The 13706-nt window shown below is 67.5% G+C and carries 14 protein-coding genes; 6 read left to right on the forward strand and 8 right to left on the reverse strand.

Annotated features, from left to right (window positions below):
- Positions 1 to 28: 28 nt before the first annotated feature.
- Positions 29 to 865 carry a S1 RNA-binding domain-containing protein gene (locus tag AAG092_RS04830; RefSeq protein WP_373388772.1) on the reverse strand — a complete coding sequence of 279 codons (837 nt, stop codon included), beginning with the start codon at positions 863 to 865 and terminating at the stop codon, positions 29 to 31.
- A gap of 169 nt (positions 866 to 1034) precedes the next feature.
- On the opposite strand from AAG092_RS04830, the gene AAG092_RS04835 reads away from it, so the two are divergent.
- Complete coding sequence (locus AAG092_RS04835; RefSeq protein WP_373388773.1) at positions 1035 to 3236, forward strand: LTA synthase family protein; 2202 nt, start codon at positions 1035 to 1037, stop codon at positions 3234 to 3236.
- Between the two features lie 12 nt (positions 3237 to 3248).
- Here the strand turns inward: AAG092_RS04835 and AAG092_RS04840 are convergent, their stop codons facing one another.
- Positions 3249 to 4376 carry a PQQ-dependent sugar dehydrogenase gene (locus tag AAG092_RS04840; protein ID WP_373388775.1) on the reverse strand — a complete coding sequence of 376 codons (1128 nt, stop codon included), beginning with the start codon at positions 4374 to 4376 and terminating at the stop codon, positions 3249 to 3251.
- Positions 4377 to 4473: 97 nt separating this feature from the next.
- On the opposite strand from AAG092_RS04840, the gene AAG092_RS04845 reads away from it, so the two are divergent.
- The gene (locus AAG092_RS04845; protein ID WP_110682335.1) at positions 4474 to 5196 is read left to right on the forward strand and encodes an rRNA pseudouridine synthase; all 723 of its coding nucleotides are present in this window, start codon (positions 4474 to 4476) and stop codon (positions 5194 to 5196) included.
- 45 nt (positions 5197 to 5241) lie between these two features.
- On the opposite strand, the gene AAG092_RS04850 is transcribed toward AAG092_RS04845, so the two are convergent.
- Positions 5242 to 5967: an ABC transporter substrate-binding protein gene (locus AAG092_RS04850; protein WP_110682336.1), complete on the reverse strand. Its 726-nt coding sequence runs from the start codon at positions 5965 to 5967 to the stop codon at positions 5242 to 5244.
- Positions 5968 to 6115: 148 nt separating this feature from the next.
- Between AAG092_RS04850 and AAG092_RS04855 the strand changes: the two genes are divergently transcribed.
- Positions 6116 to 7093, forward strand: a complete 978-nt coding sequence (locus tag AAG092_RS04855) for a zinc-dependent alcohol dehydrogenase family protein (protein WP_373388776.1) — start codon at positions 6116 to 6118, stop codon at positions 7091 to 7093.
- Positions 7094 to 7260: 167 nt separating this feature from the next.
- Here AAG092_RS04855 and AAG092_RS04860 read toward each other — a convergent pair whose 3' ends face one another.
- Positions 7261 to 8595, reverse strand: a complete 1335-nt coding sequence (locus AAG092_RS04860; protein WP_373388777.1) for a DEAD/DEAH box helicase — start codon at positions 8593 to 8595, stop codon at positions 7261 to 7263.
- Positions 8596 to 8770: 175 nt separating this feature from the next.
- Here AAG092_RS04860 and AAG092_RS04865 point away from each other — a divergent pair, with 175 nt between their 5' ends.
- From AAG092_RS04865 to AAG092_RS04875, 3 genes are read left to right on the forward strand one after another with little or no spacing between them, the layout of a single operon-like run.
- Positions 8771 to 9424 carry a 7-cyano-7-deazaguanine/7-aminomethyl-7-deazaguanine transporter gene (locus tag AAG092_RS04865; protein ID WP_110682339.1) on the forward strand — a complete coding sequence of 218 codons (654 nt, stop codon included), beginning with the start codon at positions 8771 to 8773 and terminating at the stop codon, positions 9422 to 9424.
- 57 nt (positions 9425 to 9481) lie between these two features.
- Positions 9482 to 9886: an anti-virulence regulator CigR family protein gene (locus AAG092_RS04870; protein ID WP_110682340.1), complete on the forward strand. Its 405-nt coding sequence runs from the start codon at positions 9482 to 9484 to the stop codon at positions 9884 to 9886.
- A 10-nt stretch (positions 9887 to 9896) separates the two neighbouring features.
- Positions 9897 to 10430, forward strand: a complete 534-nt coding sequence (locus AAG092_RS04875; protein WP_373388778.1) for a dihydrofolate reductase family protein — start codon at positions 9897 to 9899, stop codon at positions 10428 to 10430.
- Here the strand turns inward: AAG092_RS04875 and rarD are convergent.
- The 4 genes from rarD to AAG092_RS04895 all read right to left on the reverse strand — a co-directional run bounded on the left by rarD (position 10427) and on the right by AAG092_RS04895 (position 13696).
- A complete protein-coding gene (gene rarD, locus AAG092_RS04880) occupies positions 10427 to 11323 on the reverse strand; it encodes an EamA family transporter RarD (protein WP_373388779.1) in 897 nt (298 codons plus the stop codon). The genes AAG092_RS04875 and rarD overlap by 4 nt on opposite strands.
- Before the next feature lie 163 nt (positions 11324 to 11486).
- Positions 11487 to 11888 carry a hypothetical protein gene (locus tag AAG092_RS04885; protein WP_373388780.1) on the reverse strand — a complete coding sequence of 134 codons (402 nt, stop codon included), beginning with the start codon at positions 11886 to 11888 and terminating at the stop codon, positions 11487 to 11489.
- Between the two features lie 46 nt (positions 11889 to 11934).
- A complete protein-coding gene (locus AAG092_RS04890; protein WP_373388781.1) occupies positions 11935 to 13044 on the reverse strand; it encodes an NADH:flavin oxidoreductase in 1110 nt (369 codons plus the stop codon).
- A 58-nt stretch (positions 13045 to 13102) separates the two neighbouring features.
- The gene (locus tag AAG092_RS04895) at positions 13103 to 13696 is read right to left on the reverse strand and encodes a TetR/AcrR family transcriptional regulator (RefSeq protein ID WP_373388782.1); all 594 of its coding nucleotides are present in this window, start codon (positions 13694 to 13696) and stop codon (positions 13103 to 13105) included.
- Positions 13697 to 13706 lie beyond the last annotated feature (10 nt).

The following is a 13706-nucleotide window of genomic DNA, read 5'->3' on the forward strand; positions in this document are numbered from 1 at the left end:
GGCGGTCTGTCGCCCTCGCCGTTCGGTCTCAGACCAGCTCGATACGGTCGTCGAGGATGCGGATCAGGCCCTGCTTGAACAGCCCGCCGATGGCCTTCTTGAAGTTGCCCTTGCTCACGCCGAAGGCCTTGCTGATCGCTTCCGGAGAGCTCTTGTCGGACAGCGCCAGGCTGCCGCCGGCGTCGCGCAGGGCGGTGAGGATCTGCTCGGACAGCTCGTCGCGGGCCTGCTGGCCGACCGGCTGCAGGCTCAGGCTGATCTTGCCGTCGGCACGCAGCTCCTTGATGAAGCCCTTCTCCTGGGAACCGCCACGGAGGAACTTGAACACCTCGTTCTTGTGGATCAGGCCCCAGTGCTGGCCGTCGATGATGGCCTTGAAGCCCAGGTCGGTCTGCTCCACCACCAGCAGGTCGACTGCCTGGCCGACCTGGTAGTTGGCCGGGGTCTTGTCCAGGTAGCGATCCAGGCGTGCGGTGGCGGTGATGCGGCGGGTGCGCGGGTCGAGGTAGGCGTGCACCACGCAGTAGTCGCCGACCTGCAGTGGGCGCTTCTCCTCGGAGTGCGGCATCAGCAGGTCCTTGGGCAGGCCCCAGTCGAAGAACAGGCCGACCCGGTTGATGTCCACCACCTTGAGGCTGGCGAAGCCGCCGACCTGCACCTTGGGCTTCTCGGTGGTGGCGATCAGGCGGTCCTCGCTGTCCAGGTAGATGAACACGTTGAGCCAGTCGCCCACCTCGCAGGGCTCGCCCTTGGGGATGTAGCGCTTGGGCAGGAGGATCTCGCCGTCGGCGCCGCCATCGAGGAAGAGGCCGAAGTCGGCCAGCTTGACCACCTGCAGAGAGTTGTAGCGCCCGATCAGAGCCATGTTCGTCACCCAATTCGAAGAGGCCGGCATTCTAGCATCGCGGTGGCCGGCGATAGGCGCCACTGGCGCCTAGCACGGTCATGTTTCAGAATCATGGCAGGCCGCAACTTCGGCCCTGCCCCCTTGTCTCATGGACACGGCCTCTCGCCGTTCCATTCCAGGAGTTTCCGTGCGTTCTTCCAGCCGCTGGCTGCCCTTTCCCGCCGCGTCGCTTCTCGCCCTCGGCCTGCTGTTCCTCCTGCTTCCCATCGCCAGCCGTTACTGGCTGGGCTGGTCGAGCTGGCCGGGCTATGTCTCCGACCTCGGCATCGGCGGCCTGCTCCTGCTGCTCTGCTATCGCCGCCCGCTGCTAGCGGCACCGCTGGCCGTGGCCTGGGCGCTGATGCTGCTGGGCAATGCCGAGCTGATCAACGCGGTCGGGCGCATGCCCGAGCCCAACGACCTCAAGTACCTGAGTGATCCGCAGTTCGTCAGCCAGTCCACCCAGGGCGGCGGCATCCGCTATCCGCTGCTGGCAACGGCCCTGGCGCTCGCCGTGCTGCTCTGCCTGCTGCTGGGCCGCCGTAGCGGCCCGCGCATTTCCAGCTACGCCTATGCGCTACCCGCCGCCCTGTTGCTCGGCCATGCCACCCAGCAGTACCTGCAGCCGAGCGAGGACGACCAGTGGCAGCTGTTCAACCTGCCGCACAAGGTCATGGCCGAGGGTATCAGCCGTGCCCGCGTGGCCCTGGAGGACCACTGGTACGCCGATGAGTCGGGTCTGCCGCCGGACATCGACGGCCTGAGCAAGCTGGACCTGTCCGGCACGCCGCTGCTGCCGAACGGCGGCAAGGCGCGCAACCTACTGATCATCACCCTGGAAGGCATCCCCGGCGCCTACATCGCCAGGAATCGCCAGCTGCTCGGCAGCAGCTACCAGGAAGACCTGATGCCGCGCCTGAGCCAGTGGGCCGAACGCGGCATGACCACGCCGGACTACGTGCTGCACAGCCACCAGACCATCCGCGGCCTGTACGCCATGCTCTGCGGCGACTACAGCAAGCTGGACTCGGGCACGCCCAAGGGCGTGGAGCTGCTCAACAGCCAGACCCGCAACCTGCAGTGCCTGCCGCACCAGCTGCGCGCCATGGGCTTTCGCACCCATTTCCTGCAGGGCGCCGGGCTGCGTTTCATGGCCAAGGACCAGATCATGCCGCACATGGGCTTCGAGCAGACCCACGGCCGCGACTGGTTCAAGAACAAGCCCTACCTGGAATTCCCCTGGGGCATGGACGACAAGGCCTACTTCGAGGGCGCGCTGAAGTACGTCAAGCAGCTGCGGCAGAACCGCCAGCCGTGGATGCTCACCCTGCTCACGGTCGGCACCCACCAGCCCTATTCGGCGCCCAAGGCCTATCTGGAGCGTTACCCCACCGCCAAGCAGGCCGCCATTGGCTACCTGGACGACGCGGTAGCCGACTTCCTCGACGGTCTGCAGAAACAGGGCGTGCTCGAAGACACCCTGGTGGTGATCACCTCCGACGAGTCCCACGGCCTGGAGAATGTGCGCCTGGCCTCGGCCTGGGGCTTCAACCTGATGCTGGCGCCGGAGGCGGACAAGCTGCCCAAAGTCAAGCCCGGGGTGTACGGCCACGTCGACCTGACCGCCTCGCTGCTCGACTACTTCGCCCTGCCGGTACCGGACAACATCGCCGGGCGTTCGCTGCTACGCGACTACGCCACGCCGCGCGAGATCATCTCCTACACCAACGGCCTGCTGCGCCAGCACGACGGCAAGGTGTTCACCGAGTGCAACTTCCAGCAGGTCTGCCGGCGCTACGCGAACAGCGGCTTCATCGCCGACCGGGCCGAGTACCTGGGGCGCATCAGCGGCCGCCAGGCACGCCTGGTCAGCCAGCGCGCCGCCCTGCTCGACCAGTCGATCACTGGCGGACAGGTCGGCCAGCGCTACCAGTTCGCCAACCGCGAGCGCATCGAGCTCAAGCCCGAGTCGCGCGACGACTGGGCGGACAACCTGATCGGCGCCCAGTACCTGGAGATGCCCAAGGGCACCCGCACCCGCGTGACCCTGAAGATCGAGGCCGTTCGCCTGGACCGCCAGGGTGCCAGCCTGCGCCTGCTGACCAAGGAGTTCGACCGCAACAACGCCCTGCCCATCCCCGAGCTGCCACCGCTCAAGCGTGGCGAGAGCGTCCAGCTGAGCTTCGACTTCGACAACCCGGAAACGCGCAAGGCATTCTCCTTCCACCTGCTCGGCGAAGGCCGTGGCGCCATCCGCATCAGCGACTTCAGCGTGGTCACCGAGCCGCTGCCACCGGAGCTGGTGGCGGCACAGGAGCCGGAGTCAGCCATGGAGGCGGCGGCACACTGACGCCCTGCCCCGTCACTCCAACAGCCCCAGCCTGAGCAGCTTGCCGTCCGGCGCATCGGTCAGCAGATAGAGAAAACCGTCTGGCCCCAGGCGCACGTCGCGGATGCGCCAGCCCCTGCCCTGCAGCAAGCGCTCCTCGTGTACCACCTTGTCGCCGTCGAGCTGCAGGCGGATCAGCGCCTGGTCGGCCAGCGCACCGACGAACAGGCTGTGGCGCCAGGCCGGGAAGCGCTCGGCGTCGTAGAAGGCCATACCGGACAGCGCCGGCGACTTCTCCCACACATGGTGCGGCGGCTCGGTGCCGGCCACGCGCTCGCCACGGGCCTCGGGAATCGGCAGGAAGCTGTAGTTGACGCCATGGGTGGCCAGCGGCCAGCCGTAGTTGCGGCCCTTCTCGGGAATATTGATCTCGTCGCCGCCGCGCGGGCCGTGCTCGTGCAGCCAGATCCGCCCGCTCAGGGGGTTGAGCGCCAGGCCCTGGGGGTTGCGGTGGCCATAGGACCAGATCTCCGCACGCACGCCCGCGCGGCCGACGAAGGGATTGTCCGTCGGCACGCCGCCGTCCGGGTTCAGGCGCACCAGCTTGCCCTGCAGCTTGTCCAGGTCCTGGGCGGTGGCGCGCTGGTTGTTCTCGCCCAGGCTGACGAACAGGAAACCCTGGGGATCGAAAGCCAGGCGCGAGCCGAAGTGGATGCCCTCGGAGAGCTTGGGCTGCTGGCGGAAGATCACCTGGAAGCCCTCCAGTGCGCTCATGTCCTCCTTCAGCCGGCCGCGACCGACCGCGGTACCGGCCTTGTCGCCAGACTCGTCCGCCTCGGCGTAGCTCAGGTAGACCAGGCGATCCGCGGCGAAGCTCGGCGACAGCGCCACGTCCAGCAGGCCACCCTGGCCGCGGGCGAACACCGCTGGTACGCCGGCCAGCGGCGCACTAAGCCGCCCTTGAGCATCCAACCAGCGCAGCCGTCCCGGGCGCTCGGTGATCAGGCTGCCCTGCCCGCCCGGCAGGAAGGCCAACGCCCAGGGATGTTCCAGGCCGCCCACCACCTCGCTCAGCTGCAGCTCGCCCAGTTCGCTGCGCTCGGCCAGGGCCGGCGCCGCCAGCAGCGCGCTCGCCAGCAGACTTGCCAGTAACCGCTTCATCTTCATCCTCCCGTTCGACCGATACCTTGTAGCCCAATCCCGGCGCTCCTCCCAGGCCGGGTACAATGCCGTTCATTTCCTTTTGTGACCCACCGCCATGACCGAAGCCGAACGCCTGTCCAAACGCCTGATCCAGCTCACCTCCTGTTCGCGGCGCGAGGCCGAGCTGTATATCGAGGGAGGCTGGGTGACGGTGGACGGCCGGGTGGTGGAGGAACCCCAGCACCCGGTGACCAGCGAACAGGTGGTGCTACTGCCCGGCGCCAAGGCCGAAACCCAGCCGCCGGTCACCCTGCTGCTGCACAAGCCGGTCGGCCTGGGCTGCGGCCTGGGCGCCAACTCCGCCCAGCAGCTGCTCAGCCACGCCTATCACTGGGCCGAAGACCCCAGCGGCATCCGCCCGCTGCAGCGCCACCTGCGCCGCCTGGAGCTGCTCACCCCGCTGGAGACCGACGCCAGCGGTCTGCTGGTATTCAGCCAGAGCCATGCGGTGCAGCGCCTGTTCAAGGAAAAAGGCGCGGAGCTGGAACAGGAATACCTGGTGGACGTGGCCGGCAGCCTGGACGAAAAGGGCCTCAAGCGCCTGAGCTTCGGCTTCAGCTACAAGGGCACCACCCTGCCGCCGTGCAAGGTCAGCTGGCAGAGCGAGACGCGCCTGCGCTTCGCCATCAAGGCGGTGCAACCGGGACAGCTGCGCTACATGTGCGAGCACGTCGGCCTGCAGGTGCTGGGCATCCGCCGCCTGCGCTTCGGCCGCAGTGGCCTGGCCAAGCTACCGGTCGGCCAGTGGCGCTACCTGGGGCTCAACGAGAAGTTCTAAGGGCCTGGCCGAGCCTGACAGGCGAGCGCAGCGACCCGGCCCGGCTCAGTAATCGGCGTAGCGCCGCTCGATCTCGAGGTACTCGCCGCTGGCGCGGATGGCTTCGAGGCCTCGGTCGAAACGCTCGCGCTGGATCGGCAGGCGGAAGCCGACGCTGTAGGGCGTGGGCGGAAACAGCAGGTACAGGGTCAGCGGCTGGCGCGTATCGACCTGCTCCGCCACCTCGCGGTTGAAGTAGCGCAGGATGCGCGGATCGCCAATCACCACATCGACCCGCCCGCTGTAGAGCAGGCGGTTGCGGTTGATCTGCTGGGCCTCCTCGCGATAGCGCGGATTGGCGTCGGCCATGGCCTGGAACTCCGGCCCGAGCAGGTAGCGTGCGCGCTGGAAACTGCTGATGGAATAGCGTCCCAGCTCGGCTATGGTGGAGATGCGGTAGCCACGCGCGGCCAGGGCCACCGCCGCATTGTGGTAATGGATGTAGGTGGCCGAGTAGTGCGCCACGATGCCGCTATGCCGGTTGGTGGTGGCGATGCCATCCAACTCGCCGCGACGCAGCGCCAGGTGCAGGCGCTCCATGGGCGCGTAGTGCACCTCCAGGTCGTAACCGGCGGCGCGCACGGCGGCAGCCACGATGTCGTACTCCAGCCCGCGGTGTTCGCCCTCGAAGACATAAGGCGGCTTGTGCGTACCGAAGCCGATGCGCAGCGATTCCGCGCAGGCGACCGGCGCCAGTAGCAGGACCAGCCACAGCCAGGCGCGTGAAGACATGCAGTTCCCCCTGAATACTGTGCCAAGGATAGGCCGGCTGCCACCTCCAGCGCCATCACCCACCTGTATGCCGCAGGATTCATCCGCAGGCGCCCCCCAGCGGCTAGACTCAGCGCTTTGACAGCCCCTTGGCCCAAGGAGAAACGCCATGCTCAAAGCCGAATACCAACACCGCGGCAAGGTCCCGCAGGACGTCATCGAAGCGGTCAAGCTGGAGCTGCCGCCACTGGCCGCCGGCCAGGCACTGGTCAAGGTGCTGGCCGCGCCGATCAACCCGTCCGACGTGCTCACCCTGACTGGCGAGTACGGCATGCTGCCGCCGCTGCCGGCCATCGGCGGCAACGAGGGGGTCGGCCGCGTCGAGCAGCTGGGCGAAGGCGTCAAGCACCTCAAGGTCGGCCAGACCGTGCTGCTGCCGGTCGGCTGCGGCACCTGGGTGACTCACCTCAACGCCCCCGCCGACAAGCTGATTCCGCTGCCGAATGCCGACCCGCAGCAGCTGGCGATGATGACCATCAACCCGCCGACTGCCTCGCTGCTGCTCAGCCAGTTCGTCGACCTGCAGCCCGGTGACTGGGTGATCCAGAACGCCGCCAACTCCGGTGTCGGTGGCTACCTGATCCAACTGGCCAAGCTGCGTGGCTTCAAGACCATCAACGTGGTGCGCCGCGAGTCGGCGGTGGCCGGGGTCAAGGCCGAGGGCGGCGACGTGGTGCTGGTGGACGGCCCCGACCTACACAAGCGCGTGCGCGAGGCCACTGGCGGCGCCAAGCTGATGCTCGGCATCGACGCCATCGGCGGTCCGGCCACCGACCACATCGCAGCCTGCCTCAGCGAGGGCGGCACCCTGGTCAACTACGGCCTGATGAGTGGCCAGCCGTGCCAAGTATCGGCCGCCTCCTTCGTGTTCCGCGACGTGACCCTGCGCGGCTTCTGGCTGGCCAAGTGGTTCCAGAAGGCCACCCCGGCCGAGCAGATGAAGGTGTTCGGCGAGCTGACCCAGCTGATCGCCAGCGGCAAGCTCAAGGCGCGCATCGCCGCCACCTACAGCGTGGCGCAGATCAAGGAAGCGGTGGCCGCGGCCGCCAGCGGCGAGCGCGACGGCAAGATCCTGATCGTGCCCTGATCGGTTCGCGCCAAAAGAAAAAGGGGGTCTGCAGGCCCCCTTCTCGTTTCACCGCTGACCTATATGCTCCCCTCTCCCACCTGTGGGAGAGGGGCTGGGGGAGAGGGAAAACCAGCCACGCCCCTCTCCCCAACCCTCTCCCGTAAACGGGAGAGGGGGCAACATCCTCACTCTGCCGCCGGCTTCTTGCGCTTGAGCGGGGCCATGCCGTCCTGGCTGACCAGGGGCGCCGCCTTGGGCGCGTTGGGGCGGCGCTTCGGTGCCGTCTTGGTGACCGTTTTCTTGGCGCCGTCCTTCTTGTCGGTCTTTTTCTTCTTCACGCCGACCGCCTTGCCGGACGCCTTGACGTTCTTCGGCCCCTGGTAGCTGCCCTTGAGCTCCTTGATCACGCGGCGCTCGAAGCGCTGCTTGAGATAGCGCTCGATGCTCGACATCAGGTTCCAGTCGTTGTGGCAGATCAGCGAAATCGCCAGGCCGCTGGCGCCGGCGCGGCCGGTCCGACCGATGCGGTGCACGTACTCGTCGCCGGAACGCGGCATGTCGAAGTTGATCACCAGATCCAGGTCTTCGATGTCCAGGCCGCGCGCCGCCACGTCGGTGGCCACCAGCACCTTGCTGCCGCCCTGGCGGAAGCGGTCGATGGCCAGCTTGCGGTCCTTCTGGTCCTTCTCGCCGTGCAGCACGAAGGCCTTGTAGTCCAGGGCCACCAGATGACCGTAGAGACGGTCGACCTGGGCGCGGGTGTTGCAGAAGATCATCGCCTTGCGGTGCGGCTCGTTGGACAGCAGCCACTGCACCAGGCGCTCCTTGTGCGTCGCATCGTCGGCGGTGATGATCTGCTGGACGGTGGTCGCGCTGAGCTGGTCGACGCTGTTGAGCTTCAGGTGCAGCGGCTCGCGCAGGACCTTGGCGATCATCTCGCGCAGCACCTTGCCGCCGCCGGTGGCGGAGAACAGCAGGGTCTGCTGGCGGTTGGCGCATTCGTGGGTGATGCGCTCGATGTCCTCGGCGAAGCCCAGGTCAAGCATGCGGTCGGCCTCGTCCAGCACCAGCACCTCGACACCATTGAGCTTGAGGCTGCCGGCGTTGAGGTGCTCCATCAGCCGGCCGGGGGTGGCGATCAGCAGGTCGGGCTGCTTGCGCAGCAGCGCCGCCTGCTCCTTGAAGTCCTCGCCGCCGGTGACCAGGCCGCTCTTGATGAAGGTGTACTGGGAGAAGCGCTCCACATCCTTGAGGATCTGCTGGGCCAGCTCGCGGGTCGGCAGCAGGATCAGCGAGCGCACGTCGGTGCGCTGTTTCGCGTTGGCGTCGCCGAGCAGACGGTTGAGCAGCGGCAGCAGGAAGGCCGCGGTCTTGCCACTGCCGGTCTGCGCCGTCACCCGCAGGTCGCGCCCCTCCAGCGCCGGCGGAATGGCCGCCAGCTGCACCGGCGTCGGCTCGGTGAAGTTCAGCTCGGCGACGGCCTTGAGCAGGCGTTCATGCAGGGCGAATTGGGAGAACACAGGGGCTTACCTCGGGACAAAAATCGGAAACAGCTGCATAGGTTAACGGTTGTCGGGGCAAAAGGCCGCATCTGATCGAATTTTGTACAAATCCGTCCGAACGGATAGAATGCGCGCCGCCTGCCATCCCGGCCGGCATGGGTTCCCTAACCCCATCCCCAAAAAGGTAGCCTCCATGCTCGTTTCGCAGACCGCGCAGCAGCGTTCGGCCCTGGCCGTGCTGATCGCCTTCCATATCCTCATCATCATCGCCAGCAACTACCTGGTGCAGCTGCCGATCACCCTGTTCGGCTGGCACACCACCTGGGGCGCCTTCAGCTTCCCGTTCATCTTCCTGGCCAGCGACCTGACCGTGCGCCTGCTCGGCAAGGGCCCGGCGCGCCAGGTGATCGCCCGGGTGATGCTCCCTGCCCTGCTCGCCTCCTACGTGGTCTCGGTGCTGTTCCAGGAAGGCGCCTTCCGTGGCCTGGCGGCGCTGGGCGAGTACAACGAGTTCGTCCTGCGCATCTCGGTGGCGAGCTTCCTCGCCTATGTGCTCGGCCAGCTCCTCGACATCCAGGTGTTCGACCGCCTGCGCCAGCTGCGGCAGTGGTGGATAGCGCCGACCGCCTCGACCATCCTCGGCAACCTGCTGGACACCTTCGCCTTCTTCTCGGTGGCCTTCTGGCGCAGCGACAACCCCTTCATGGCCGAGCACTGGGTGGAAATCGCCACGGTCGACTACGGGGTCAAGCTGGCCGTCAGCCTGATGCTGTTCGTGCCGCTGTACGGCATGCTGTTGCGCGCCATACTGCGAGTGCTGGACCACCGCAGCCGTGCACTGGCCTGAGGGAACGATCGGGCACGGCCGCACTCGAAACCTGTACCCCTGACCGGAGAAGGCCCCATGCCCCGTACCCTGCCGCTCGCCCTGATCGCCGCCGCCCTTGCCCTCGGGCTGAACAGCGCCGGCGCCGCCCCCAAGCACGATAAACATGACAAGCACGGCGGCGGCGACGACGTCACCGTCGACCTGCGCGGCCCGAGCATCGACATCGGCCGGGTGCGCATCGTCCTCGGCGAGAATCGCAACCTGATCGGCCCCGCCGATTCCCTGCCGCCAGGCATCCGCAAGAACCTGGCGCGTGGCAAGCCGCTGCCGCCGGGCATCGCCAAGCGCTTCGACAACCGCCTGCTCGGTCAGCTGCCGCACTACGACGGCTACGAGTGGCGCCAGGTCGGCACCGACGTGGTCCTGGTGACCCTGGCCACCGGGCTGATCTACGAGATCATCGAGAACGTCCTGGACTAATGGCCGGCGCATGAAGCCACAATTGATCTACTACGTGGCCGCCAGCCTGGATGGCTACATCGCCCGCCCGGATGGCGCCGTGGACTGGCTGGAAGCCATCGAGGCCTGCGGCGACGACCATGGCTACGAGCAGTTCTACCGAGGCATCGACGGCCTGCTGATGGGCCGCGCCACCTACGACATGGTGCAGGGCTTCGGCAGCGGCTGGCCCTACCCCGGCAAGCCCTGCGTGGTGCTGGCGCGCAACCCGCTGGCACAGGCGCCGGCGGGCGTCGAAGGCCGCCACTGCACCCCGACCGAGGCCCTGGAGGAGCTGGCCGCGCGCGGCTGCCAACGGGTCTGGCTGGTCGGCGGCGGCAGCCTGGCCGGCAACTGCCTGGCCGCCGGCCTGCTCGACGAGCTGGTGGTCAGCGTCATCCCGCACCTGCTCGGCGCCGGCATCCAGCTGTTCGCCGGCGGCCTGGAACAGCGCCTGAGCCTGCAGGCACATCGGGTCTTCGCCAGCGGCGTCGCCCAGCTGCACTATCGGGTAGAAGCCAGCTAACCCAGTTGCCGCGCCTGCTTGCGCAGCAGGCGCGCGCTGTCCCAGCCGGTCAGCAGCACCGCCAGCCAGATCGGCAGGTAGGTCCACAGCTGCTGCGGGGCGAAGGCCTCGCCGAGGAACAGCACGGCGACGCCGAACAGCAGCACCGGCTCCACGTAGCTGAGAATGCCGAACAGCCCCAGCGGCAACAGGCGGCTGGCCGCCATCATGGCGCCGAAGGCCAGGGCGCTGAGCAGGCCCAGGCCGGGCAGCAGCCACCACAGCTGCGGCGCCTGCTCGAACAGCGCCGGCGGACCGTAGGCATGGATCAGCCACACGGCCAGTGGCGCCAGCACCAGCATCTCCAGGACGAAGCCGGACAGCGCGTCCAGTCGCATCCAGCGGCGCAGCATGAAGTACGGCGGATAGCCCAGCGCGGCCACCAGGGTGACCCAGGAGAACGCCTGGGTCAGCCACAGCTCGTGGGCCACGCCAAGCAGCGCGCAGCCCACGGCGATGCGCTGCAGCGGGCGCAGACGCTCGCCATAGAACAGCCGGCCGACCAGCACCATGGCCAGCGGCAGCAGGAAGTAGCCGAGCGACACATCGAGCATCCTGCCGGCCAGTGGCGCCCAGACGAACAGCAGCCACTGCACGCCCATCAGCGCCGCCGCCAGCGGCAGGGCGAGCAGCAGCAGCGGCTCGCGGCGCAGGCGCACGAAGGCGGCGCCGAGCACCTCCCATTGGCGGGCCATGGCTACCAGCAGCAGGACCGCCGGAATCGACCAGAGGATGCGCTGGGCGAACACCTGCAGGCCATCCAGCGGCGCCAGCTCGCGCACATAGCCGGGAATCAGGACGAACATCACCGACGCCGCCACCGACAGCGCCACACCACGACCCGACAACAGCACTGCCGCCTCCGCACACCCGGACTCAAGGTCGGCTATGGCAACACACGGCGTTCAATATTTCAAACACAGTTGCGAAAAATGCAAACGATACAGCGCGCATAAAAAAGCCCCGGTGTGCCGGGGCTGAAACGATCCGCCGAGGCGGACCGGGGGTAAGGCGCAGTCAGTTCGCCAGCAGGGCCAGCAACGACTCGAAATGGATGGCGAGATACAGCAGCGTGGCCTGGTTGGCGAACAGCAGCACCGGCAGCAGCCAGGCCAGCATCACCAGAGCGCCCTGGTGCAGGGCAATCAGCGCCAGGAACAGCGCCACGCCCAGGTACAGATCGATGATGATCTGCCGCCCCCAGTACAGGCGAGCCATGCCGCGGATGCTCTTGACGATGTTCTCGCGCCGGCTGCAGTGGATCGAGTAGCCGACAAAGGCCAGCCAGACCAGCCACACCAGGGCCTTGCCCGCCCCCACCAGACCGCTGAAGACCAGCAGCTGAGCATGCCAATGCAGGCCCAGCGCGAGGGCGACGAAAGCGGCGAACAGCATCCAGGACAACAGGTTCTTCGACATGGCTGACTCCCTTCGCTGGGGCGCCCTGCGCGGGCGCCCGCCTGGATCAATGCAGCTGCTTCAGGGCCTCGCGGCTGAACTGCAGGATGTCGGCTTCGCGACCATCGCGCACCTTCACCGCCCAGTCCGGGTCGACCAGCAGGGCGCGGCCCACGGCCACCAGGTCGAACTCCTGCTTGTTCAGGCGCTCCAGCAGGTTCTCGATGCTGGCCGGCTCGGCCACCTTGTCGGTGTTGACCATGAACTGCAGGAACTCGCCGTCCAGGCCGACGCTGCCGACAGTGATGGTCGGCTTGCCGGTGAGCTGGCGGGTCCAGCCGGCCAGGTTGAGGTCGCTGCCTTCGAACTCCGGCTCCCAGAAGCGGCGGGTCGAGCAGTGGAAGATGTCCACGCCGGCGTCGCTCAGCGGCTTGAGGAAGGCGCCCAGCTCCTCGGCGGTCTGCACCAGGCGTGCGGTGTAGTCCTGCTGCTTCCACTGGGAGAAGCGGAAGATGATCGGGAAGTCCGGGCCGACGGCGGCGCGCACGGCCTGGATCAGCTCGATGGCGAAGCGCGAACGGTTGGCCAGGTCGCCGCCGTACTCGTCGGTGCGCTTGTTGCTGCCTTCCCAGAAGAACTGGTCGATCAGGTAGCCGTGGGCACCGTGGATCTCCACGCCGTCCATGCCGATGGCCTTGGCGTCGCGGGCGGCCTGGGCGAAGGCGGCGATCACTTCAGCGATGTCCTGCTTGGTCATGCCGTGGACCACCAGGTTACCGTCCTTGACCTTCTCCGACGGGCCGTAGCCCGGCACGCTGGCGTCCGGCTCGGTGCCCAGCTTGCGCACGTTACCCACGTGCCACAGCTGCGGGACGATCTTGCCGCCTTCGGCGTGCACGGCGTCGACCACCTGCTTCCAGCCGGCCAGGGCGTCCTCGCCGTAGAAGCGCGGCACATGCGGATAGCCGTTGGCGGCCTTGTGGCCGACGGTGGTGCCCTCGGTGATGATCAGGCCGACATCGCCGGCGGCGCGGCGGCGGTAGTACTCCACCACCTGGGCGTTGGGCACGCCGCCCGGGGAGAAGGAGCGGGTCATCGGCGCCATGACCACGCGGGTCGGCAGTTCCAGGCTGCCCAGGCGGAAGGGTGCGAACAGGGCTTTGACGGGGGCGGTCATGGTGTCTCCTCTAGCCGGCCAGCTGACCGGTCGTCTCGTCGATGGGCAAAAAAACGCGTCAGGGCCGCAGCAGCAGCTCCAGACGCTGAATGAAGGCTTCCAGGGGTTGCAGGCTGCGGCCGACCTTGAGGCGGGCCAGCACGCCCTGCCAGGCGTTGGCGATGAAGGTCGCCAGGTTGTCGCAATCCTCGTCGGCCGCCAGTTCGCCAGCAGCGCGCGCCTGTTCCAGACAGTCACGCAGGATGTCCACCGAGGCCTGCTGGATACGTTCGACCTCGGCGCCGATGGCCGGCAGCACTTCGCTCATCTCGAAGCTCAGGCTGCCGATGAAGCAGTGGTACTCAGGCTGCTCCTGACGCGAGAAATGCGCCAGCAGCTCGCGGTAGTAGCCGAGGATGCGCGCACTGGGGCTCAGCGCGGGGTTGCCCAGGGCCTCGGCGTAACGCGCCAGGCGCGGCCCGTAGACGAACTCCAGGGCCTGCAGGGCGAAGTCTTCCTTGCTGGCGAAGTAGTGGTAGAAGCTGCCCTTGGGGATGCCGGCGGCCTGGACGATCTCCATCACGCCGGTGCCGTGGTAGCCACGCCGGGTCATCACCTGCGAGCCCTTGGCCAGGATCAGGTCGCGCTTGTCGAGTCGGACTGTACTGTTCATGGCGGCGAGC

This window comes from Pseudomonas alcaligenes, from assembly GCF_041729615.1.
Taxonomy (GTDB): Bacteria; Pseudomonadota; Gammaproteobacteria; order Pseudomonadales; family Pseudomonadaceae; genus Aquipseudomonas; species Aquipseudomonas alcaligenes_B.

Excerpts from the sequence above, each read along its gene's own strand:
- AAG092_RS04830 (WP_373388772.1), bottom strand. The coding sequence starts at position 865 with ATGGCTCTGATCGGGCGCTACAACTCTCTGCAGGTGGTCAAGCTGGCC.
- AAG092_RS04840 (WP_373388775.1), bottom strand. The coding sequence starts at position 4,376 with ATGAAGCGGTTACTGGCAAGTCTGCTGGCGAGCGCGCTGCTGGCGGCG.
- AAG092_RS04845 (WP_110682335.1), top strand. The coding sequence starts at position 4,474 with ATGACCGAAGCCGAACGCCTGTCCAAACGCCTGATCCAGCTCACCTCC.
- AAG092_RS04850 (WP_110682336.1), bottom strand. The coding sequence starts at position 5,967 with ATGTCTTCACGCGCCTGGCTGTGGCTGGTCCTGCTACTGGCGCCGGTC.
- AAG092_RS04855 (WP_373388776.1), top strand. The coding sequence starts at position 6,116 with ATGCTCAAAGCCGAATACCAACACCGCGGCAAGGTCCCGCAGGACGTC.
- AAG092_RS04865 (WP_110682339.1), top strand. The coding sequence starts at position 8,771 with ATGCTCGTTTCGCAGACCGCGCAGCAGCGTTCGGCCCTGGCCGTGCTG.
- AAG092_RS04870 (WP_110682340.1), top strand. The coding sequence starts at position 9,482 with ATGCCCCGTACCCTGCCGCTCGCCCTGATCGCCGCCGCCCTTGCCCTC.
- AAG092_RS04875 (WP_373388778.1), top strand. The coding sequence starts at position 9,897 with ATGAAGCCACAATTGATCTACTACGTGGCCGCCAGCCTGGATGGCTAC.
- AAG092_RS04885 (WP_373388780.1), bottom strand. The coding sequence starts at position 11,888 with ATGTCGAAGAACCTGTTGTCCTGGATGCTGTTCGCCGCTTTCGTCGCC.
- AAG092_RS04890 (WP_373388781.1), bottom strand. The coding sequence starts at position 13,044 with ATGACCGCCCCCGTCAAAGCCCTGTTCGCACCCTTCCGCCTGGGCAGC.
- AAG092_RS04895 (WP_373388782.1), bottom strand. The coding sequence starts at position 13,696 with ATGAACAGTACAGTCCGACTCGACAAGCGCGACCTGATCCTGGCCAAG.